General features: G+C 67.5%; 20 protein-coding genes. 9 read left to right on the plus strand and 11 right to left on the minus strand.

Annotated features, from left to right (window positions below; all coding sequences use genetic code 11):
- The first annotated feature begins 357 nt into the window (after positions 1–357).
- Positions 358–960 (plus strand): RDD family protein, encoded by a 603-nt coding sequence (locus NV1_RS16240; RefSeq protein WP_067892224.1) that lies wholly within the window; start codon positions 358–360, stop codon positions 958–960.
- Between the two features lie 40 nt (positions 961–1,000).
- Here the strand turns inward: NV1_RS16240 and NV1_RS16245 are convergent, their stop codons facing one another.
- Both NV1_RS16245 and NV1_RS16250 read right to left on the minus strand, forming a co-directional pair.
- Positions 1,001–1,750 (minus strand): DUF4191 domain-containing protein, encoded by a 750-nt coding sequence (locus NV1_RS16245; protein WP_067892055.1) that lies wholly within the window; start codon positions 1,748–1,750, stop codon positions 1,001–1,003.
- Between the two features lie 93 nt (positions 1,751–1,843).
- Positions 1,844–4,057 (minus strand): elongation factor G-like protein EF-G2, encoded by a 2,214-nt coding sequence (locus tag NV1_RS16250; RefSeq protein WP_067892057.1) that lies wholly within the window; start codon positions 4,055–4,057, stop codon positions 1,844–1,846.
- A 467-nt stretch (positions 4,058–4,524) separates the two neighbouring features.
- Between NV1_RS16250 and NV1_RS16255 the strand changes: the two genes are divergently transcribed.
- From NV1_RS16255 to NV1_RS43570, 4 genes are all read left to right on the plus strand, one after another.
- On the plus strand, positions 4,525–5,223 hold the full coding sequence (locus NV1_RS16255) for an MspA family porin (RefSeq protein ID WP_245713749.1): 699 nt from the start codon (positions 4,525–4,527) through the stop codon (positions 5,221–5,223).
- Positions 5,224–5,636: 413 nt separating this feature from the next.
- Positions 5,637–6,206: a hypothetical protein gene (locus NV1_RS16265; RefSeq protein WP_067892061.1), complete on the plus strand. Its 570-nt coding sequence runs from the start codon at positions 5,637–5,639 to the stop codon at positions 6,204–6,206.
- A 13-nt stretch (positions 6,207–6,219) separates the two neighbouring features.
- Complete coding sequence (locus tag NV1_RS16270; RefSeq protein ID WP_157117027.1) at positions 6,220–6,600, plus strand: hypothetical protein; 381 nt, start codon at positions 6,220–6,222, stop codon at positions 6,598–6,600.
- Entirely contained in the window at positions 6,551–7,123 is a 573-nt protein-coding gene (locus tag NV1_RS43570; RefSeq protein ID WP_157117029.1) for a hypothetical protein, read from the plus strand. Before NV1_RS16270 ends, NV1_RS43570 begins: the two co-directional genes overlap by 50 nt.
- A 114-nt stretch (positions 7,124–7,237) precedes the next feature.
- On the opposite strand, the gene lipA is transcribed toward NV1_RS43570, so the two are convergent.
- The 5 genes from lipA to sucB all read right to left on the minus strand — a co-directional run bounded on the left by lipA (position 7,238) and on the right by sucB (position 12,535).
- Complete coding sequence (gene lipA, locus NV1_RS16275; RefSeq protein WP_067892228.1) at positions 7,238–8,245, minus strand: lipoyl synthase; 1,008 nt, start codon at positions 8,243–8,245, stop codon at positions 7,238–7,240.
- 117 nt (positions 8,246–8,362) lie between these two features.
- Positions 8,363–9,193 (minus strand): lipoyl(octanoyl) transferase LipB, encoded by an 831-nt coding sequence (gene lipB / locus NV1_RS16280; RefSeq protein ID WP_084525436.1) that lies wholly within the window; start codon positions 9,191–9,193, stop codon positions 8,363–8,365.
- Entirely contained in the window at positions 9,190–9,756 is a 567-nt protein-coding gene (locus NV1_RS16285; protein ID WP_245713750.1) for a GNAT family N-acetyltransferase, read from the minus strand. The genes lipB and NV1_RS16285 overlap by 4 nt, the downstream gene beginning before the upstream one ends.
- A gap of 96 nt (positions 9,757–9,852) precedes the next feature.
- Entirely contained in the window at positions 9,853–10,746 is an 894-nt protein-coding gene (locus NV1_RS16290; protein ID WP_067892066.1) for a TIGR01777 family oxidoreductase, read from the minus strand.
- A gap of 22 nt (positions 10,747–10,768) precedes the next feature.
- The gene (gene sucB, locus NV1_RS16295; RefSeq protein WP_067892068.1) at positions 10,769–12,535 is read right to left on the minus strand and encodes a 2-oxoglutarate dehydrogenase, E2 component, dihydrolipoamide succinyltransferase; all 1,767 of its coding nucleotides are present in this window, start codon (positions 12,533–12,535) and stop codon (positions 10,769–10,771) included.
- A 383-nt stretch (positions 12,536–12,918) separates the two neighbouring features.
- Between sucB and NV1_RS16300 the strand changes: the two genes are divergently transcribed.
- Positions 12,919–13,281: an oxidoreductase gene (locus NV1_RS16300; protein ID WP_067892070.1), complete on the plus strand. Its 363-nt coding sequence runs from the start codon at positions 12,919–12,921 to the stop codon at positions 13,279–13,281.
- A 91-nt stretch (positions 13,282–13,372) separates the two neighbouring features.
- Here the strand turns inward: NV1_RS16300 and NV1_RS16305 are convergent, their stop codons facing one another.
- Positions 13,373–14,893 (minus strand): leucyl aminopeptidase, encoded by a 1,521-nt coding sequence (locus NV1_RS16305; protein WP_067892073.1) that lies wholly within the window; start codon positions 14,891–14,893, stop codon positions 13,373–13,375.
- A 171-nt stretch (positions 14,894–15,064) separates the two neighbouring features.
- Here NV1_RS16305 and gcvT point away from each other — a divergent pair, with 171 nt between their 5' ends.
- Positions 15,065–16,165, plus strand: coding sequence for a glycine cleavage system aminomethyltransferase GcvT (gene gcvT / locus NV1_RS16310; RefSeq protein WP_067892074.1), 1,101 nt, complete (start codon positions 15,065–15,067; stop codon positions 16,163–16,165).
- A 303-nt stretch (positions 16,166–16,468) separates the two neighbouring features.
- Complete coding sequence (locus NV1_RS16315) at positions 16,469–17,569, plus strand: branched-chain amino acid aminotransferase (protein WP_067892076.1); 1,101 nt, start codon at positions 16,469–16,471, stop codon at positions 17,567–17,569.
- A 22-nt stretch (positions 17,570–17,591) separates the two neighbouring features.
- On the opposite strand, the gene NV1_RS16320 is transcribed toward NV1_RS16315, so the two are convergent.
- The 3 genes from NV1_RS16320 to NV1_RS16330 all read right to left on the minus strand — a co-directional run bounded on the left by NV1_RS16320 (position 17,592) and on the right by NV1_RS16330 (position 19,951).
- Entirely contained in the window at positions 17,592–18,305 is a 714-nt protein-coding gene (locus NV1_RS16320) for an MBL fold metallo-hydrolase (protein WP_067892079.1), read from the minus strand.
- A gap of 193 nt (positions 18,306–18,498) precedes the next feature.
- Positions 18,499–19,470, minus strand: a complete 972-nt coding sequence (locus tag NV1_RS16325) for a carbohydrate kinase family protein (protein ID WP_067892234.1) — start codon at positions 19,468–19,470, stop codon at positions 18,499–18,501.
- Between the two features lie 130 nt (positions 19,471–19,600).
- Complete coding sequence (locus NV1_RS16330; RefSeq protein WP_040821053.1) at positions 19,601–19,951, minus strand: HesB/IscA family protein; 351 nt, start codon at positions 19,949–19,951, stop codon at positions 19,601–19,603.
- Positions 19,952–20,182: 231 nt separating this feature from the next.
- On the opposite strand from NV1_RS16330, the gene NV1_RS16335 reads away from it, so the two are divergent.
- Positions 20,183–20,842, plus strand: coding sequence for a DUF3043 domain-containing protein (locus tag NV1_RS16335; RefSeq protein WP_067892081.1), 660 nt, complete (start codon positions 20,183–20,185; stop codon positions 20,840–20,842).
- Positions 20,843–20,877 lie beyond the last annotated feature (35 nt).

Here is a 20,877-nt window from a genome sequence, read left to right on the forward strand (position 1 = left end):
GATCGGTTCCCAGCCCGTACCGATTGCTGGGTATCGCTGCTTGACGGTATGGATGCGGTGTTTCCCGACAATCAAGGCTGTGTTTCGCCAGTGTTACACGTACTGCTGGGCGGCCTGCGCGCCTCCCCGGCATACCGGGTGGTACGGATATCGCACGGCTGTGCGCGACCAGCAGGAATATCCTGCCATCGCGGGCTGGGGTGCGGGTGTACCGGTTGCGGAAAAATGTGGCCGATCTCTCGGCGGGAAAATATTGTGTCCGGCGAGGGGATTTCCGGCAAACTCCGCGTGGTACCGGCGGTAGCGGCAGGTCCGGGCCGCCGGTACCGCGGGCGGGGCCGTGGCTACGCTGAATACATGGCACGTATCACCGGTTCCTGGCTTTCGGGGCCCCACGCGGCGGACTCCGGGCGGCCGCTGCCGGACGAATATCCGGGCAAGCTGCTGGGACTGCCGAAATCCGGTGTGGGCTCGCTGGCGCCGATGTCGCGACGCATCGTGGGCATGTTCGTCGACTGGATCATCGCCACCGGTATCGCGGCGCTGATCGTCCGGCCCGATCCCGCGCGCATCATCGCCCGCGCACATGTCGCTGCCGGCCAGCAGCCGCCGACGAACTTCGAGGCCGTCACCAGCGCCCTGTCCACGCCGACCTTCCTGGTGTGGTTCGTCCTCGGCGTCGCCACGGTGACGCTGTTCGGCTTCACCCCGGGGCAGTACTTCCTGCGGATGCGGGTGGTGCGCGTCGACGTCATCGAGGCGCTCGCGGAGCAGGGCAAGAAGGGCGCCGACTCTCGCGGCGAAACCAAGCCGCCCGGTTTCGATGCCGCCGTCGGCTTCGTGCGCGCCCTGGTCCGTCAGGTGCTGCTCATCTTCGTGGTTCCGGCGCTCTTCGCCGACTCGGACGGCCGCGGCATGCACGACCGCGCCACCGGAACGGGTCTGGCGCGTTCCCGTTGAGCGACTTCCCGTTGAGCGACTGAGCGCCCCGACGGACGACTCAGCTGCGGCGGCGGACGGTGCGCTGGACGCCGCGCATCTTCGCGCCGCCGGGCAGCGGGCCCTTGGGCAGGGCCGGGCCGCCGCGGGTGGCCAGGGCCGACAGACGGCCCTCGATCAGGTCCATGCGCTTGGGGTCGATGTTGCGGGGGAGTTTGGTGAGGTAGCGCTGCAGGTTCTTGAGCGGGACCTGGCCCTCCTCGTTACCGATGACGACGTCGTAGATCGGGGTGTCGCCGACCAGGCGGGCGGTCTTCTTCTTCTCCTGGGCGAGCAGCGATTTGATCCGATGCGGGGAGCCCTCGGCGACCAGGATGACGCCGGGCAGGCCGATCACCCGGTGCACCGCGTCGAGCTGCGCGGTGGCGGCGACGGCCTGGGTGGGCCGCCACTTACCCTGCAGGTTGTCCAGCACCCACCACGCCGCACCGGGTTGATCGTCCATCCGGGCGTACGCGTTCTTCTGGGCGCGGCGGCCGAAGATGATGAACGCCACCAGACCGCCCAGCACGAGGCCGATCGGCAACAGATACCACTGCATGTGCACGAGCAGGCCGATGACCAGCAGGATCACGGTGATGCCGACGAAGGCGCCGATCATCAGGGGCAGCAGCAGCTTGTCTTCCTTGCGCTGCATCTGGAACACCTGCCAGAGCTGCTTGCGTCGCTCCTTGGACGCCTGCTTGCGCGCCGCCTTCTCCGCGGCCTTCGCTTCCTTCGACGGCTTGGCGCCGCCCTTGCCTGCTGCCATGGTTCTCAGAATAGTGTGCGGTGATCGGCGATGACGCACCGGTGAGCGGGGCGCGGGCGGGAGTGCATCGGTGCGGCCCGGTTCACCCGGTGCTCACGCCGAGACGTGCGCCTGCGTGCGGATCGAGTCCGCCAGCTGATGGGGCATCGCCTCGTGCCGGGCGTAGCCGCGAGTGAACTGCGCCGCGCCGTGCGCGAGGGAGCGCAGATCGATGGCGTACCGGTCGAGTTCGAGTTCGGGAACCTCGGCGCGGATCACCGTGCGCGCACCGGACGTCGGTTCGGTACCCAGCACGCGGCCGCGGCGGCTGGACAGATCGCTCAGGACCGTGCCGACATGCTCGTCCGGAACCGTGACGCTCACCTCGGCGATCGGTTCGAGCAGATCCAGCCGGGCGGCGGCCGCGGCTTCGCGCAGGGCCAGCGCGCCGGCGGTCTGGAAGGCCGCATCGGAGGAGTCGACCGAATGCGCCTTACCGTCGAACAACGTCACCCGCACATCCACCAGCGGATAACCGGTCGTCACACCGCGTGCCGCTTGCGCCCGGACTCCCTTCTCCACCGACGGAATGAACTGTCGCGGAACCACTCCGCCCACGACCTTGTCGACGAACTCGATTCCCGAACCCTCCGGCAGCGGATCCACCTCGATCTCACAGATCGCGTACTGGCCGTGTCCGCCGGACTGTTTGACGTGCCGCCCGCGCCCGGGTGCGCTGGAGGCGAACGTCTCCCGCAGCGCCACCTGGTGATCAATGAGATCCACCTGCACCCCGAATCGCGACCGCAGCCGCTCCAGCGCGACGTCGCGGTGCGCCTCGCCGAGACACCACAGCACCAGCTGGTGGGTGTGGCCGTTCTGTTCCAGGTGGATCGCCGGATCCTCGGCCACGAGCCGGGCCAGCCCCTGCGAGAGTTTGTCCTCGTCGGCCTTGCTGTGCGCCCGCACCGCGACCGGCAGCAGCGGCTCGGGCATCGGCCACGGCTCGATCAGCAGCGGAGAATCCTTCTGCGACAGCGTATCTCCGGTCTCGGCATGCCCGAGTTTGGTGACGCAGGCGATATCGCCGGCCACCGCCTCCCCGACCGGGCGCTGCTGCTTGCCGAACGGGGCCGAGATCGCGCCGACCCGCTCGTCCGCATCGTGATCGGGTTCGGGCTCGCCGTGCCCGCCGGGGGTGTGGCCCCAGACGTGCACCGTCTCGTCCGGGCGCAGCGTGCCCGCGAACACTCGCACCAGCGAGAGCCTGCCGACGTACGGATCGGAGGTCGTGCGGATCACCTCCGCGGCCAGTGGCGCGGTGGGATCGCAGGACAGCGGCGTGGGTGCGGAACCGTTGCCCGGACATGCCGCCGCCACCGGATGTTCCGCGGGCGTCGGGAATCCGCGGGTGATCAGATCGAGCACCTCGACCATGCCCAGTCCCTCGCGCGCCCCCTCGGGTGGCGGCGCGGCGATCAGGATCGGATGGAAGGTGCCGCGCGCCACCGCTCGCTCCAGATCGGGGACGAGGGTGTCGAGATCGATCTCCTCACCCTCCAGGTAGCGGTTCATCAGGGTCTCGTCCTCGCTCTCGGCGATGATCCCCTCGATGAGTTGCCCGCGCGCCTGTTCGATCAACGCCGCCTGCTCCGGGGTGGCCTCGGCGCGGGTGTGCTCGCCCGCGGAATAGTCGAAGACCCGCTGGGTGAGCAGATCGATCAGGCCGGTCACCGGGCGGTGCCCGTCCGCTCCGGCCTTCCCGTATACCGGAAGATGCAGGGGCAGAACGCTTTCGGTCACACCGCCGCCGAGCATTTCGCGGCAGGTGCGCGTCATGTCGTCGAAATCGGCGCGGGCGGCATCCAGATGGGTGATCACCAGGGCGCGAGGCATGCCGACGGCCGCGCACTCCTCCCACAGTGCCAAGGTCTGCCCGCCGACGCCCTCGGCTCCCGCGGCGGCCGAGACTATGAAAAGGGCCGCGTCCGCTGCGCGCAGACCGGCCCTCAACTCGCCGACGAAATCGGCATATCCCGGTGTGTCCACCAGGTTCACCTTGATCCCGTCCCAGGCGACCGGCACCACCGACAGCTGCACCGACCGGTGCTGGCGTTGTTCGATGTCGTCATAGTCCGAGACACAGGTGCCGTCCTCGACCCGACCCGCCCGGGTGAGCGCGCCGGTGGCGACTGCGAGCGCCTCCACCAGCGTCGTCTTCCCGGAACCCGGATGCCCGACCAGCACCACATTGCGAATGTCCTCGGGCCGGTCGGCGGTGACCGCTTTGCCATTGGACCCGGCGGTTGTGCTCGCTCTCTCGACCATCTGTGCTCCCGGAGTCGACACGTGTGGTTGATTTGAGCTTCCCACCGGGAACCACGATGTGTCACCCATTCGACAGATCAATCGAGTTCTCGCACCATTTCCTGCGCGATGTACGCTGCGGCCGGAGTCGCTGGTTTTCGGGCACGTGGTCCAGTGCGTTCGTCCCACCGGACCGACAGCCTCGCCTCCCGAACCGCGCTACCGGGGCGGTCGGACAATTCTCCGGCGGAACCGATGGCGGTCATGCGCCGATCACCCCCGTCTGGTCACCGCCTGCGCCATATATCAGCGGCGCCGGCTTCTCCCCGCCCGCACGTTGGGTATTCTGCGTAGTTCCGCTGCACCCCAACGACTTCCGGAATATTGCCGGCCCGGGCGTCGACTCGCCACTGTGCGGAATGGCTCATCGGTTCATCGACTCGAGCACTGGTGCCGTGCTGGAGTCGGGTCACCGAAGATCAGTCTTGGTGGGGGGATTCGCCTGTGGTGCAGGCACATTCGACCTGTCGAAGTTGCTGGTCCATATCTGGGCGTTGGGTGAACAGATGCATATTCGGGGTGTGATCACAGGACTTGCCGGTGTGCTGGCAGTCGTTCTGATGGCTGTTGTGGCCGACGGCACCGCTGCCGCAGACCCACTGGCCGACAAGTCTCGGGAGATCACTACGGACGACGGCTGGCACATTCGAATAACGAAGACCGACGAAAATCTCGACAGATACCCGAATCTCGCCGCCACATTATTCACCCGTGAAGGATTCGTCACGCTCAAAGCGGCCGCTGACGTAAGCGGTAGCGGCTCCGCCCCGGTGAATTCCGGCAGCATCTCCCTCGGCTACCAGATCGGTTGCCAAGCGGATGTCACCAGCGGTGCGGCCATCGGACTGGCTATCGGGCCGACCGTGAGCATCGGCGTCTTCTCCAGCATCGGCGGTAGCGCGATGCTGTCGCCGACGGTATATATCAAGCCCGGCACGATCACCGACATCCCTTTCGGAACAAAAGCTTTGACCGGGCGCCACGGTTCGATCACCGCCGACCAGGTGCATATCAAGATCGATGGCTGCCTGGGCCCCGTCAGTCTGCGGTCCTACGCCCAGGTCAAAATCACCACTCCGACCGCGGACAACTCGCTGGCCGTCTACGGCGACCCGATCTACCTGTGAGATGACCGATGGCTCCGAATTGGATGCCGCCACGGTTCGCACGGCAACGTCTCGGAATCGGTTTCGTCGCCGCGGTGATGGTTGTCGCCGCCGGCCTGGTGGCAGTGACTCGCGGAACTGCCGATGCCAGACCGATCAACCCATACATTCCGTGTGACCAGTGGCAGCAGATGCACCCCGGCTGGCCGTGCTGGGGAAATTTCCCGGAAATCGAGGAACCCACCGTCCCGGGACTTCCGCCCGGGGCTCCTCCGCCGTCGTCGCCGCAGACTCCACAGTCGGCTGTCCCTGCCACCCCACTGCCGGCAACCCAGGCATCGCCGCCGGCCGCGGCGCTGACACCGCCGTCTTCGCCCCCTGTCCTCGATCCGTGTAAGGCGATCATCCCGGTGCCCGGGTAAATCCCGCCCGCCTTGCCCGGACATCGGGCCAACGCCCCCTGCTCGTCGGGCGGCTCCGCGGAAGGCGGTGCACCGGCACCGATCATCATTCCCGCACCGCATCTCATCGACTCCGGCTATCCGTTGAACGAGATTCTCATGAAACCGCCCGATACGCTGGGTGATGAGATTCCGCTTCGGCGCGGATACTACGATCCGGCGACGAACACCGGCTTCGGGTTCGACAAGATGTTCCATAAGCATGGCATTACGAATCCGAACGTATTCGACGACGTAATTCGGCACACCCCTCCGACGTATCAGATCGATCCGGAGTCCGGGCAGATGAGGCGTATATACCGCACTCAGATTCAGCGTTGGCGCTGCGGATCATTCTTGGGGATTCCCACTTCCTGCCGGAATACCGGTGAATCCGTTTGGATTCGCGCCGTTGTCGATGTCGAGGACGAGAAGCCTGATGGTCACCCGCTCGGGCTGATCACGATGTACTGTGAAAAGGGTGGGTCTGGTATCACCCTGAATCAATGGGGAACCGGTACCCTCTGTCCGAACTGGGTGAACACCAACGTACCGATCAACTGAGAATGCGAGATCCATGGGTGCATCAAGCGGTTCCGACTTTGCAAAACAGGTGATTTCGGAATTGGTCCGCCTTGCGGATGCGTCCGATCCACTCCGCGAGGTAACGATAGAGCCGGTTGCGGCCTGGACCGCCGACTCGTGGATGTACTTCGTTTACCAGACAGGCGAATCGTCGTTGACGTTCGGGATCGTGAAGGACACCAGCAGTCCGGACAAGCAGTCACCGTGGCGTAGTGCGGCAGATGCGGCCGGCTGGTATCTCCTGGCTGATATATACGGAGTCCCGTACTCCCTGCATACCGGTGATCCCGATCGCATCATATGGCTGCTGGGTCGGCTCGACGATGAGCTTCCTCGCCGGGTTGCAGAAGCGGAGGCTCGAAATGAGCTGTGAAAATGCCGTAGAGCCGGTCGGAATCCGCGGCCGACAACGACGCGGGTCTTCACCGATCTTCGCGGTCGTTATCTCGGTGGCCTGCCTGGCAATGGTTTCGCTGAGTAGCTGCTCCGGGGGAACGCAGCCTGATTCGCAGCAAAGCGCAGCAAGTGTCACCAGCACTGCCGCGCATCATGCGGACTACACCTCGGCTCTCGAAGCCGTAATAACGGCTGATCCCGGTACTACGTACGCCGAGATGATGAATCTCACCTGCGGAAAACTCCACGATCAGCTGGCTGCTATGACCGAATCAGGAGAACGTTACGCAGGGGGAGCGTACGCCGGGCAATACGGAAAGGTCCGCGTCGCCGCCGTCGAGCAGATCCGAGAATCTTCCGATAAGCGTGCCACGGCCGTCGTCACCGTACAAGCAGAGCGGTCCGAGGGTTCCGAACAGCCTCTGACAAGAAAGGCGCGCGCGGAATTCGACACATCTGCCACGCCATGGAAGATATGCGACCTCGTACCGGTATCGTGACGCCTCTCGCGTAATCCGTCGCCGTGCCGGTTTCGAGGTAGCGCGTGGACGCGGCGATCTACCGGTGCGAGGGCGCTTCCACCTATCGGACGCGGTCAACGGAGGGAAGGCTGGCTAGGAGCCGAAGCGGGCCAAGACGGAGGTTGCCTCCTGGGAGGCGGAGCCTTCGGCGGCCAGATGCGCCATCTCCGGAGCGATCTCGCGGCCGTGGTGGGCCATGGCCTGCGCGTACAACCGGCCGGCGCGGTAGGAGGAGCGGACCAGGGGGCCCGCCATCACGCCGGCGAAACCGATCTCTTCGGCGACGCGGGAGTGCTCCACGAACTCCTCGGGCCTGACCCAGCGATCCACCGGATGATGCCGCGGCGAGGGACGCAAGTACTGGGTGATGGTCAGGATGTCGCACCCGGCCTCGTGCAGATCGCGCATCGCCTGGGTGACCTCCTCGGGCGTTTCGCCCATGCCCAGGATCAGATTGGACTTGGTCACCAGACCGGCCTCACGGGCCGCGGTCAGCACCGCCAGCGAACGCTCGTAGCGGAACGCGGGGCGGATCCGCTTGAAGATGCGCGGCACCGTTTCCAGATTGTGCGCCAGCACCTCGGGGCGAGAGGCGAACACTTCGGCCAGCTGATCGGGATCGGCGTTGAAATCCGGAATCAGCAGCTCCACACCGGTATTCGGGTTGAGTCGCTTGATCGCGCGCACCGTCTCCGCGTATAGCCAGGCGCCGCCGTCATCCAGATCGTCGCGAGCGACACCGGTCACCGTCGAATACCGCAGGCCCATCGCCTGCACACTCTCGGCCACCCGGCGCGGTTCGTCGCGATCCAGCGCGGCGGGCTTGCCGGTATCGATCTGGCAGAAATCGCAGCGGCGGGTGCACTGCTCACCACCGATCAGGAAGGTGGCCTCGCGGTCCTCCCAGCATTCGAAGATGTTCGGGCAGCCCGCCTCCTCGCAGACCGTGTGCAGCCCTTCACGTTTCACCAGGCCCTTGAGCTCGGAGTATTCCGGGCCCATGGTCGCGCGGGTGCGAATCCACGCGGGTTTGCGCTCGATCGGTGTCTCGGCGTTACGTGCCTCGATGCGAAGCAGCTTGCGGCCGTTGGCCAATGGCACACCCGGCGCGGGAGCGGGGGTCGCGGTGGGCTCCGAGCCGGACGGGGTGGTGCCGGTCGGATCGGTCGATGTCGGGGTGTCGACGGAGGTCACTCGACCGATGCTACGCCCGCGCGATCAGGCGCACGGCGCCGCTCCGGCGGGTGTGACATGCGCAATATCATGATCGGAGATCGGCAACCGGCCGTCGAGGGCGCGCGCGATCGAATCGGCCACCGACGGAAGCACCTCGACCACCGTGATGTGGGCGTCCAATTCGCGGCTGAGGGTCGTCACTCCCGCGTCGCGGATACCGCAGGGCACGATCACGTCGTAGGCGTCCAGGGACGAATCGCAGTTGAGCGAGATGCCGTGCAGGGCGACACCGCGTTCGACGCGCACGCCGATCGCAGCAACCTTGCGTGCGGGTTGCCAAGCGTTCGCCGGAACCCAGACACCGGAGCGTCCGCGAACCCGGCCGCAGGCCAGGCCCAGGTCGGTACAGACCGCGATGAGCGCCTCTTCGAGGCGGCGCACGTAGTCGATCACGTCGACCGGTTCGGCCAGGCGCACGATCGGATAGCCGACCAGCTGGCCCGGCCCATGCCAGGTGATCTTGCCGCCGCGGTCGGTGGGCAGCACCGGACTGCCATCGGTCGGCATGTCCTGCGGTTCGGTGCGGCGGCCCGCGGTGTAGACCGGCGGATGCTCCAGTAGCAGCAGGTGATCGCTGCCCCGACCCGCGGCCCGTTCTGCCGCGATACCGCGCTGCACGTCCCGGGCGTGGTCGTAGTCGACCACACCCAGATAGTCGATCTCGATCGGTGAGTCGTCCATGCGGGCGGAATCGGTGCTTCGGCGGGCCGGTGGGATCACCGGAAGCGCGGAGGTCTCGGTCACGCCGTCATCGAGCGGGTCCGGGGTGTTCACATGCTCGCCCCGTAAGGCTGCGCTGGCGGGCTCGGTCATCGTGGGGACGCTACGCTATCGTGATCCGCGTCCGCGACTTCCGCGGTACCCAATGTGAGCTGCATCAATGTCAGGTCCATCCATCCGCCGAATTTATGTCCTACTTCCGGTAGTACCCCGACCGTGCGGAATCCGAACTTCTCGTGCAGTGTGATCGAGGTCGTATTGGAGGATTCGATCGCGGCGATCACCGCGTGCACGGTCCCGGCGCGTTCGGCTCGCGCCAGCAGTTCGGTCAGCAGTGCGGTGGCGATTCCGCGACGATGGAACCGGTCGGCCACGTACACCGAATTCTCCACGGTGAAGCGGTATCCCGACTTGGGCCGCCACTGCCCGTAACTCGCGTATCCGGCCACCGCGCCGTCGATTTCGGCGACCAGCACCGGGAATCCGCCCGCAGTGCGCGCCCGCCACCAGGCCAGCCGCTCGGACAGGTCGACGGGTGCGGTGTCCCAGATCGCGGTCGTCTCCGCGATCGCGGTGTTGTGGATCGCCAGGATCGCAGGCAGATCCGTCTCACGCGCATCGCGGATCAGCGGTTCGGGCGGGCGGCTATCGGTCACCAGGTCACGGTAACCGGCGACAAGTCCGCGGCCGAGTGGTCGCGATTGTGATATTCGCCCAGCCCGGTTCCGTTGCGTGCCGCGATTCGGCGGCGGTCAGGCCTCGAAGACGGAGGCCAGGGCCTGGCCGATCGTGTGATGCCGAAAAGGATAGCCCGCTTCCTCCAGGGCGGTGGGAATGGCCCTGGGGCCGTGCAGGATCGCCTCCTCGGCGAATTCACCGATCAGCAGGCGCAACGCCATGGAGGGCACCACCATCGGGGCGGGACGATGCAGGGCGCGAGCCAGGGCGCGGCTGAATTCGGCGTTGGTGACCGGCGCGGGTCCGGCCATGTTGACCGGGCCGCGCAGCGTGTCGTTGGTCAATGCGAAGGTGATCGCGCCGATCTCGTCGGCGAGGGAGATCCACGGGACGTACTGGCGGCCGTTGCCCAGGCGTCCGCCCAGACCGAGCGAGTACAGCGGTTCGAGCAGTTTCAATAGTCCGCCGTGCCGAGACAGCACCAGCGCGCTGCGGATGTGCACCACGCGTACGCCCGCGTCGTCGGCGGGTTTGGTCGCGGCCTCCCAGTCGCGGCACAGCCTGCCCAGGAAACCCGTTCCCGCGGGGGAGGTTTCGGTGACGACCCGGTCACCGGTCGCGCCGCCGTAGTAGTGCACCCCGCTGGCATTGATCAGCAGCGGCACCCCGGCGGCAGCGACCGCGGTGGCCAGTACGTCGGTCGGGGTGATCCGGCTGTCCCGTAACTCCTGTTTGTAGCTGCCGTTCCAGCGTCTGCTGCCGACCCCGGCGCCGCACAGGTTGATCGCCGCGTCCGACCCCCGCAGGGCGCGCTCGGGCACCTGAGCGCGAATCGGATCCCAGCTGAACTCGTCGCGGGCGGCGGCGGGCCGCCGCACCAGCCGGACCACCTCGTGCCCGTCCCGGCGCAGCGCCGCCACCAGTGCCGTTCCGATCGAACCGGACGAACCGGCGATCACAACCCTCATGCGGTGTTACCGAATTTTCTGGTTACAGACCGAGATCCGCCTCGAACGCGGCCTCTTCCAGCCGATGCCGGATGGTGGTGAGGAAACGTCCGGCATCGGCGCCGTCGATGAGCCGGTGATCGTAGGTCAGCGGCAGGTAGCACATCGAGCGGATGCCGATGAACTCGTTGCCGTTGTCGGCGATCACGATGGGGCGCTTGACGATCGCGCCGGTACCCAGCATCGCCGACTGCGGCGGGACCAGAATCGGGGTGTCGAACAATGCGCCCTGGCTGCCGATGTTGGTGATGGTGAAGGTGCCACCGGCCAGTTCGTCCGGCTTGAGGCCGCCGCTGCGGGCACGGTTGGCGATATCGGCGATCGCGCGGGCCAGGCCGGCCAGCGACAGGTCGCTGGCGTTGTGGATGACCGGGGACAGCAGACCCTGTTCGGTATCCACCGCGATGCCCAGGTGCACCGACGAGTGGTAGGTGATCTCCTTGGTGTCCTCGTTGTAGGAGGCGTTGATATTGGGGTGTACGCCCAGCGCCTCCACGGCCGCTTTCGCGAAGAACGGCAGGAAGGTCAGGTTCACGCCCTCGCGGTTGGCGAAAGCGGTCTTGGCCTTGGCCCGCAGTGCCGCGATCTTGGTGACGTCGGCCTCGTGGGTCTGGGTCAGCTGCGCGGTGGCCTGCAGCGATTCACGGGTCTTGGTCGCGGTGATCTGCCGGATGCGGCTGGCCTTCTGCGTGGTGCCGCGCAGCGCCTGCAACTGCGGGCGGACTCCGGCGGGCGCCGTGCTCGCAGCTGCTGCCGGGGCGGCTGCGGGAGCTGCCGCGGGCGCGGGCTCGGGCGCCTTGGTGGCCTCGGCGGCGGCGAGGACGTCCTGCTTGCGGATCCGTCCGCCGACACCCGACCCCTTGACGGAAGCCAGGTCGACGTTGTTCTCCGCGGCGAGCTTGCGAACCAGCGGGGTCACGTAGGGGGCATCGCCGTTACCGGAGGAAGGGGCGGCGTGGGCCGGTGCCGCGGCGGGCGCGGGAGCTGTGGCGACGGGGGCCGGTGCCGGTGCGGCGGGCTGCGGGGCCGGGGCCGGGGCGGGTGCCGGAGCTGCGGCGGCCGGGGCCGGGGCGGGCGCCGGGGCCGGAGCAGGTGCGGGGGCCGGTGCCGGGGTCGGCGCGGGAGTCGCGGCGGGGGCGCCGCTGCCGATCACGCCGAGCTGGCCGCCGACGGCGATCACGTCGTCCTCGTTGGCGTTGATCTCCAGCAGGGTGCCCGCGACGGGCGAGGGGATCTCGGTGTCGACCTTGTCGGTGGATACCTCGAGCAGCGGCTCGTCGACCTCGACCGAATCGCCGACCTGCTTGAGCCAGCGGGTGACGGTTCCCTCGGTGACGGACTCGCCCAGCTCGGGCATCTTGACCGGGGTGCCGGACGCGGCCGGGGCCGGAGCGGCGGCCGCCGGAGCGGGGGCGGGGGCTGCGGGCTGCGGTGCGGGCGCCGCGGGCTGCGGGGCCGGAGCGGATTCGGTCGGGGCGGGCGCGGGGGCCGGAGCTGCGGCGGGCGCCTCATTGGCGGCGCCGATCACGCCCAGCTCGCCGCCGACCTCGACGACGTCGTCTTCCTTGGCCACGATCTTGGTGAGCACACCGGCGGCGGGCGAGGGGATCTCGGTGTCGACCTTGTCGGTGGATACCTCGAGCAGTGGCTCGTCGACCTCGACCGTGTCTCCTTCCTGCTTCAGCCACCTGGTCACGGTTCCCTCGGTGACACTCTCACCAAGGGCCGGCATCTGGACGGAGAAGGCCATGTCCGTTGACTCCTATAACTGCTCGACGGGTCTACAACAGTTGTCTCTCGGCGGGCGCCCACCGCGGGTCGCGGCGGATGTCCGAGTCTATTCGGCAGGTGCGCCGGGCCCTCGGCGGTGATGGGAACTCCGCCTCCGCGCCCTGGCCGCACGGGCCGCCGACCGCCACCGAACATTCTGTGTGGCACCGGAGATCCGTGTGGGGGTTCTTGTTCCGACTGTCCATCCTTGCACTCGCCGTCGCGCCGTGTACCACAGGGCGGCTCGTGTCCGGTGGTTGCGCCATGCCGCCCGGCGCTTCCGGCACGTCGTCGCGACGGCTGGCACTATCGATGAATCGGGTCTGTTCGAACCCGATATCTCGAACTGGAGGTCGGCGGGGGATGGGTTTGCTGGATCGTTTCCGCCAGTCGGTGGATCGTGTCCGGACATCGAGTGGCGGGGGAGCCGCGACCGATGCCCGGTATCTGGACGAGTGGGTGCGTTCCCACGTCGGCGTCGAGGCATACGTGGAGCCGAAGACGACGGTGACCGATGTCACCGTCGTGCTCGTGGCGCACGATGGTGAATGGACCCGTCGGACCGTGGGCGAGCGAGGCGCGCAGCGCTTGTCCGGCCGCCTCGGCATTCCGGTGTACGACGTGCGGCGGACGGGCTACCCCCAGCGCATGCGCGACTTCGACGCGCGTCGCCGTATCGAACGCAAGCGAGCCGCCGAGCGGGAACTGCGCGGAATCGAGGATTGACCCGCCGCGGCCCGGCCGCCGGGAACAGCGGATCACTCCCGCACGGACGGCTCGCGACGCCGTGCCTGCGCGCGAACCGTCCGTCATCGCGCTACTCCGCCGCGATATCGCCGAGTACGGCGATGAGCGTGCGGACCGGAACGCCGGTGCCGCCCTTGGGGATATATCCGAAGGCCCCGCCGGTGTTGTAGGCGGGACCTGCGACGTCGAGGTGGGCCCACTGCACGCCCTCGGCGACGAACTCCTTCAAGTACAGCCCCGCCACCAGCATGCCGCCGAAGCGATGCGGCGAGACGTTGGCCAAATCGGCGATCTTGGAGTTGAGATCCGCGCGCAGCTCGGCGGGGAGGGGCATGGCCCAGCCGTTCTCACCGGTCGCCTGCGACAGCTGCGCGACCCGGTCGCGGAACGCCTCGGTGCCCATGACGCCCGGGGTGCGGCTGCCCAGCGCGACGAGTTGCGCGCCCGTCAACGTGGCCACATCCATCAGGTATTCGGGCTCGTCCTCGCAGGCCCGCACGATCGCATCGGCGAGAATGAGCCGCCCCTCGGCGTCGGTGTTGATCACTTCGACCGTGGTGCCGCCGTACTGGGTGAGCACATCGCCCGGGCGCTGTGCGGTGGCCGAGGGCATGTTCTCCGCCATGGGGACCGTGGCCGTCACAGTGACGGGCAGCTCCAGCTTGGCGGCCGCGATCGTGGCCGCGATGACGGCTGCGGCGCCACCCATATCGGAGGTCATGTTCTCCATGTTGGAGGCGGGTTTGATCGAGATGCCACCGGTGTCGAACGTGACGCCCTTGCCGACCAGTGCGATCTTCTTCGCGCCGCCCGCGTAGATGAGCCGGATCAGCCGCGGCGGGCGCGAAGAGCCCTGGCCGACGCCGATGATGCCGCCGTAACCCTGTGCGGCGAGGGCCTTTTCGTCGAGGATCTCGACCTGTAGACCGGCCTGTTCGGCGAGGGCCTTCGCGCGTTCGGCGAATTCGGCGGGATAGAGGTGGCTGGGCGGGGTGTTGACGAAATCGCGGGCCAGGGCGACCGCCTCGGCGACCTGGACCGCGTGCCGGACCGCCGCCGTGTCGGCGGGATCGGATACCAGCAGGTCGACCCGCGCGAGGGGCCCTTCCTCCGGCTTGGGTGCGGACTTCTCGGACCGGAACGCGGTGAAGGAGTACGCGCCGAGGAAGAATCCTTCGGCGGCCGGGCCGGGACCGGGCACCGAGCGGGACAGGGTCGTGACCGCCCGGCCCACGCCGGTCAGCGCGCGGGCCGCGGCGCCCGCGGAACGACGCACCTGCTCGGCGTCGATGCCGTCCGGTGCGCCGAGGCCGACCGCGAGGACGCTCGTGACGCCGGTCAGACCTGCCGGCGCGGGGATGCGGGTGAGCTCCTCGGCCGAGCCCTTCGCGCCGACCGCGCGCAGGCTCTCCAGCACCGCGGCGAGTGCCTCGGCCCCGACCGCGCGGATGACGACCTCGTCGTCGCTCCCTGCGAGAGCCGGACCGTCCTCGCCGCCGATTACTCCGAGAACCAGCACATCGGTACCGGGGCTGAGGGAATCGACCAGATCCACATCCGGTCCGAGCGAACGATCTGCAACAGCTGTCATGCGGAACAGGCTACTGGCCGTCGACGCCCTGTCATGGCGGTGGAGCGCAGGCGCACCCCCTGCGTGGATCTGCACCCGAAATAGGTGCGGTAAGGGGTGCGTATCCAGGAAGAGGGTGCGGCTGTTCGGCAGGTGCACACGAAGGGAGATTCGGCGGCTAGGGTTGGCCCGGTGAACGAGGCGAACCTGCTGCGAGGGCCGATCCACGACGTACACGTCGAACTGGGCGCGAACTTCGCGCCCTTCGGCGGCTGGGAGATGCCGGTGTCCTATGCCGGGACGGTGGCCGAGCACACGGCGGTCCGCACCACCGTCGGGGTATTCGATGTGAGCCACCTCGGCAAGGCCACCGTATCGGGGCCGGGTGCGGCGGAGTTCGTGAATTCGGCGTTGACCAACGATCTGCGGCGGATCCGGCCAGGTAAGGCGCAGTACACGCTGTGCTGTACGGCCGAGGGCGGGGTGATCGACGATCTGATCGCCTATTACGTCGCCGACGACGAGATCTTCCTGGTACCCAACGCGGCCAACACCGCCGCGGTGGTCGCAGCCCTCCGCGAGGCCGCGCCCGAGGGCGTCACCGTCACCGAGGAACATCGCGGCTATGCCGTATTCGCGGTTCAAGGGCCCGAATCGGCGCGCGTTCTGACCGAGCTCGGCCTTCCGGCCGAGATGGAGTACATGGCCTACGCCGATGCCGAATGGGGCGGCCGCCCGGTCCGGGTCTGCCGCACCGGCTACACCGGCGAGCACGGATACGAGTTGCTGCCGCGCTGGGACGACGCCGAGGCGCTGTTCCGCGAACTCGTAACGCAGGTGCGCGCGGCCGGAGGAGAGCCCGCGGGCCTGGGCGCCCGCGACACCCTGCGCACCGAGATGGGTTATCCCCTGCACGGACACGAACTGGCACTGGACATTTCGCCGGTGCAGGCGCGCGCCGGATGGGCCGTGGGCTGGAAGAAGCCGGAATTCTGGGGCAAATCCGCTCTGGAACAGGAGAAGTCGTCCGGGCCGCGCCGAATCCTGTTGGGGCTCCAGGCTCTCGATCGAGGCGTCTTGCGGCAGGGGCAGTCGGTGTTGCGCGGTGACGAGGTGATCGGCGAAACCACCTCCGGCACCTTCTCGCCCACCCTCAAGATCGGCATCGCCCTGGCCCTGCTCGATACCGCAGCCGCCCCCGAGCCCGGCGACGAGGTCGAGGTCGACGTCCGCGGCCGGCGGCTGCGCGTGAAAGTCGTCCGCCCGCCCTTCGTTACCGCGCATACATCCTGACCAGAGCTGATGTGGTCGAAAGAATATGCGCGATGAGCAACCGTCGGCGCGCAGCCCGAGAGCATCGACGGGAGTGAGCCGACCGGTTCACCGCCCAGGCGCGGTCGTCTCGATAGCTCGGTAGAGATGCCGAGGCTCGAGTGACTTCGGTTTATCCGAGTCGGGCTCAGTGCCCAACCACCGAGCTACGGGAACGCGACGAATTGGGCAGCGTGCCCAACCGCTCCCGTAGGCGTGAAGCTGGCCAGGTCACAGCATGATGGGCCGGAAAGATGCGGACGCCATTGCCGCTAGGATCGAACCATGACCGCTGCCGCACAGTTCACCCGTATTCCGCATCCCGCGCCCACCTCGGCGCAGCGACGGCAGGAGATCTTGGCGGCACCGGGATTCGGGCGCTACTTCACCGACCACATGGTCTCGATCGATTACGCCGACGGTCAGTGGACCGACGCGCGGGTCGAGCCGTACGCGCCGCTGTCGATGGACCCGGCGACGATGGTGTTCCACTACGGGCAGGCGATCTTCGAGGGCCTCAAGGCATATCGGCAGAGCGACGGCAGCATCGCGACGTTCCGCATCGATGCGAATGCCGCACGCTTCCAACGGTCGGCGCGGCGCATGGCGATGGCGGAACTGCCCGAGGAGCTGTTCATAGAATCGGTGCGGCAACTGCTCGAAGTCGATGCGGAATGGGTGCCCGCCGTCGGTGGCGAGGATTCGCTGTACCTGCGGCCGTTCCTGTTCGCGACCGAGTCGGGGCTGGGCGTCAAGCCCGCCGGGGCCTACAAGTACCTGCTGCTGGGATCGCCCGCTGGTGCGTACTTCCCGCGCGGCCTCGAGCCGGTGCGGGTGTGGCTGTCCACCGAGTACGTGCGTGCCGCTCCCGGCGGTACGGGCGAGGCGAAGGTGGCGGGTAACTACGCGGCCTCCCTGCTGGCGCAGAGGCAGGCCAGTGAGCAGGGCTGTGACCAGGTGGTGTGGCTCGACGCATGCGATCACCGCTATGTCGAGGAGATGGGCACCAACAACCTGTTCTTCGTGTTCGGCGCGGGCTCGCAGGCACGGCTGGTGACGCCGGAACTGTCCGGTTCGCTGCTGCCGGGTATCACCCGCGACTCGCTGCTGACCCTGGCCGCGGACGCCGGATACGAAGTGGAACAGCGTCGGGTCTCGGTCGAGGAATGGCGCAAGGGCGCCGAATCCGGGGAGATCACCGAGGTTTTCGGCTGCGGAACCGCGGCCGTGGTCATCCCCGTCGCCTCCGTCCGTTCGGCCGACGGTGAGTTCGCCATCGCCGACGGCAAGCCCGGCGAGGTCACCATGGCGCTGCGTGACACGCTCACCGGCATTCAGCGCGGCACCTTCGCCGATATCCACGGCTGGATGCGCGCGCTCGCCTGACCGAACCGTGCGGCCGGACTTTTCAGCCCGGCATCAACATCTGCCACTGCTCGAGGGTCTGCGGGCGCATGACGTAGTTCTTCTCGCGGACCTCGGACAGCGCCGCATTGGGCTCCTGGGAGTACCAGTGCCCGGGGTACACCACCGGATTGCCGGATAACTCCGCTAGATGACGTAGGCTGCGGAACATCGACTCCGAATCCCCACCCGGGAAGTCGGTGCGGCCGCAGCCCTCCACGAACAGCGTGTCACCCGCGACGAGCCGGTCCTCGAACAGGAAGCACATACTGCCCGGTGTGTGTCCGGGGGTGTGCAATAGTTCGATGTCGAATCCGCCGACGCGGACCTTGTCGCCGTGCTCGTGTCCGGTCAGCTCGCTCGGCGCGATCTCGGTGACATTGGCCACCCACGGCACCTCCTCCTGATGCACGTGCACCGGGACCTGCACCCGCTCCAGCAGTTCGCGCACCCCGCGCAGAGTGAATCCCATCATCGTGCCGCCCACATGATCGGGATGGTGATGGGTGGCCAGCACCCCGGTCAGTCGCAGGCCGTCGCCCTCGGCGATATCCACCAGATCGCCCGCCGCATACGCAGGATCCACCACAACGCAGTCGCCGGTCTCACGATCACCGATCAGATATGCGAAATTTCGCATCTGAGTGGCGATCGGATCGCCCACAGCCCAATCGCGTCCGGCGAGTAGCTGACGGAAGTACAAACGGTCGGATCCCATACGACCCACCCTATTGCCAGTCGGCCAACTCCACGCATTCGGCCGGGTTGTGAACGGTCACCGTGCTGTTGGTCCACAGGCAGTGCAGGACACACCGCGGGCCCGATCCGTCGCGACGATTTCGCGACGCAGCCCTCGGTGCGCGTGATTCACCGTGCGGCGGAACAACTTCCGCCCGATGCCGGGACGTAGCTCAGTTCAGGATGGCGGCGATGTCGGTGGCGGCCTCGGTGCCGTAGGCCGCACCGATCCGCTCGAGCGCACGCCCCCGGTCGAGGGTCCACTCCTGGGTGCCGACGGTCTCCAGCACCAGCACGGCGATCAGCGATCCCAACTGTGCGGAGCGCTCCAGGCTCAGCCCGCCGGTGTGCCCGGTGAGGAATCCGGCCCGGAACGCGTCGCCGACGCCGGTCGGGTCGACCTTCGAAAGTTCCGGCACCACTTCGACATTCACTTCGACCCCGTCGGGATCGACGATCACCACGCCCTTCGCACCGAGGGTGGTAACTCGGATGCCGACGCGACGACTGATTTCCTCGGGGGTCAGACCCGTCTTCTGCAGCAGCAGACCCCACTCGTACTCGTTGCTGAAAAGGTATGCGGCGCCGTCGATCAGGTCCAGCGACTGTTCGCCGTCGAGCCGGGCGAGCTGCTGGGAGGGGTCGGCGGCGAAGGCGATGCCCAGTTCGCGGCACTGCCGGGTGTGGCGGACCATCGCGTCGGGATCGTTGGCGCCGACCAGAACCAGGTCCAGCGTGTGCTGCTCGGCGAGGTCGGCGATCGAGATGTCGCGGGCCTCGCTCATCGCGCCGGGGTAGAACGAGGCGATCTGGGCCATCGCCTCGTCGGTGGTGCAGACGAAGCGAGCGGTGTGTGCGGTCTGCGAGATGCGCACGCCGGAACAGTCGACGCCGTTGCTCTCCAGCCAGTCCCGGTATTCACCGAAGTCCGCGCCGACCGCGCCGACCAGCAGTGGATCGCGGTGCAGCAGGCCCATCGCGTAGGCGATGTTCCCGGCGACGCCGCCACGGCGGATGACCAGATCGTCGACGAGGAAACTCAGCGATACGTGCTGCAGCTGATCTGCCAGCAGCACATCGGAGAACTTTCCCGGAAAACGCATCAGATGGTCTGTCGCGATGGATGCGGACACTGCGATGGTCACGAAAACCCGGTCCTTCACTGTCGAGGCGAGATCAGCCTTCACCGTACCGTGTGATGATCACGAGTGGTAAGGGCGAACAGACATGACGCCGACGCGGAACCCGAAGGAGTTCCGCGTCGAGGGACGGATCTCAGTTGAAGCTGTCGCCGCAGGCGCAGGAGCCTGTGGCATTCGGGTTATCGATGGTGAAACCCTGCTTCTCGATGGTGTCGACGAAGTCGATGGAGGCGCCTTCCACATAGGGGGCGCTCATGCGGTCCACGGCCAGCTTCACGCCGCCGAACTCGACGACCAGATCGCCGTCGAGCGCGCGGTCGTCGAAGAAGAGCTGATAGCGCAGGCCCGCACAGCCACCGGGCTGGACGGCGATGCGCAGGGAAAGATCGTCGCGGCCCTCCTGATCGAGCAGCGCCTTGGCCTTGGACGCGGCGGCATCGGTCAGTGTCACACCGTGAGTGGTGGTCTCGTTCTGCACAGTCATGAACTCTCCTAGGGACCTGTGTTCAACCCGTAACAGCGCACGGCTTGTAAGCGGTCAACGTTACCCCCGTGGGTGTCTATTCCAATCTTGCCACTTCGGCGCGGGTCGGGTCCTCGCGCACCCTGGAAACGCCGGGTTACCGGGGGTTGAACGGTGTGATATGAGTTATGACACAACAAAGTGGGTGTACCGCATTTCCCGGGTGATGCTCCATCCAATAGCCTGGTCGGCGTGAAGTTCCTCCGCCGCGGCGATGCAGCCGGCAGTAACGACCTCGCCGAGGACGCCCCGGCCGCCGAGACCGGCGGCTCGACAGCGCCTGCCGCGGCCACCGCGGGCAAGGGGCGACCCACCCCGAAGCGGCGCGATGCCGAGGGTAAGCGGCGGGGTCCGGTCGCCCCCGCGCCGATGACCCAGAAGGAAGCCCGAGCCAGGCGCAGGGCCACGCGGGGCACGAAGGCCGACCGCAAGGCCGCCGCGGCCGAACGGCGTGCCGCTGCCGCCGATCGTCGCGCCCGGATGGCCGCCGGTGAGGATCAGTACCTGCCGCCGCGCGATCGCGGTCCGGTCCGCGCCTATGTGCGCGACCTGGTCGACGCCCGCCGCAATCTGGTGGGCTTGTTCATGCCGCTGGCGCTGCTGCTGATCGTGGCGATGTTCCTGAATCCTGCCGTGCAGATCTACGTGACGCTGGCCATGCTGGTGATGATGGTGTTCATGGCCGGCGAGGGTGTCGTACTCGGCCGCATCATCAACCGCCGGGTGCGCGAGCGCTTTCCCGCCAGCACCAATTCGTCGATGCAGCTGGGCTGGTACGCCTTCGTCCGGGCCTCGCAGATCCGCCGGATGCGGATGCCCAAGCCCAGGGTCAACCCCGGCGACAGCGTCTGATCCGATTCGGTCCGAGCCGGGTTTCGGTCCGCGTC

Origin of the sequence: Nocardia vaccinii NBRC 15922, assembly GCF_001613305.1 — a bacterium.
Classification (GTDB): domain Bacteria; phylum Actinomycetota; class Actinomycetes; order Mycobacteriales; family Mycobacteriaceae; genus Nocardia; species Nocardia vaccinii.

Excerpts from the sequence above, each read along its gene's own strand:
- NV1_RS16290 (WP_067892066.1), bottom strand. The coding sequence starts at position 10,746 with ATGAGGGTTGTGATCGCCGGTTCGTCCGGTTCGATCGGAACGGCACTG.
- NV1_RS43570 (WP_157117029.1), top strand. The coding sequence starts at position 6,551 with ATGAGCTTCCTCGCCGGGTTGCAGAAGCGGAGGCTCGAAATGAGCTGT.
- NV1_RS16300 (WP_067892070.1), top strand. The coding sequence starts at position 12,919 with ATGGGTTTGCTGGATCGTTTCCGCCAGTCGGTGGATCGTGTCCGGACA.
- NV1_RS16240 (WP_067892224.1), top strand. The coding sequence starts at position 358 with ATGGCACGTATCACCGGTTCCTGGCTTTCGGGGCCCCACGCGGCGGAC.
- NV1_RS16320 (WP_067892079.1), bottom strand. The coding sequence starts at position 18,305 with ATGGGATCCGACCGTTTGTACTTCCGTCAGCTACTCGCCGGACGCGAT.
- NV1_RS16270 (WP_157117027.1), top strand. The coding sequence starts at position 6,220 with ATGGGTGCATCAAGCGGTTCCGACTTTGCAAAACAGGTGATTTCGGAA.
- NV1_RS16305 (WP_067892073.1), bottom strand. The coding sequence starts at position 14,893 with ATGACAGCTGTTGCAGATCGTTCGCTCGGACCGGATGTGGATCTGGTC.
- NV1_RS16250 (WP_067892057.1), bottom strand. The coding sequence starts at position 4,057 with ATGGTCGAGAGAGCGAGCACAACCGCCGGGTCCAATGGCAAAGCGGTC.
- lipB (WP_084525436.1), bottom strand. The coding sequence starts at position 9,193 with ATGACCGAGCCCGCCAGCGCAGCCTTACGGGGCGAGCATGTGAACACC.
- NV1_RS16245 (WP_067892055.1), bottom strand. The coding sequence starts at position 1,750 with ATGGCAGCAGGCAAGGGCGGCGCCAAGCCGTCGAAGGAAGCGAAGGCC.
- sucB (WP_067892068.1), bottom strand. The coding sequence starts at position 12,535 with ATGGCCTTCTCCGTCCAGATGCCGGCCCTTGGTGAGAGTGTCACCGAG.
- NV1_RS16315 (WP_067892076.1), top strand. The coding sequence starts at position 16,469 with ATGACCGCTGCCGCACAGTTCACCCGTATTCCGCATCCCGCGCCCACC.
- NV1_RS16330 (WP_040821053.1), bottom strand. The coding sequence starts at position 19,951 with ATGACTGTGCAGAACGAGACCACCACTCACGGTGTGACACTGACCGAT.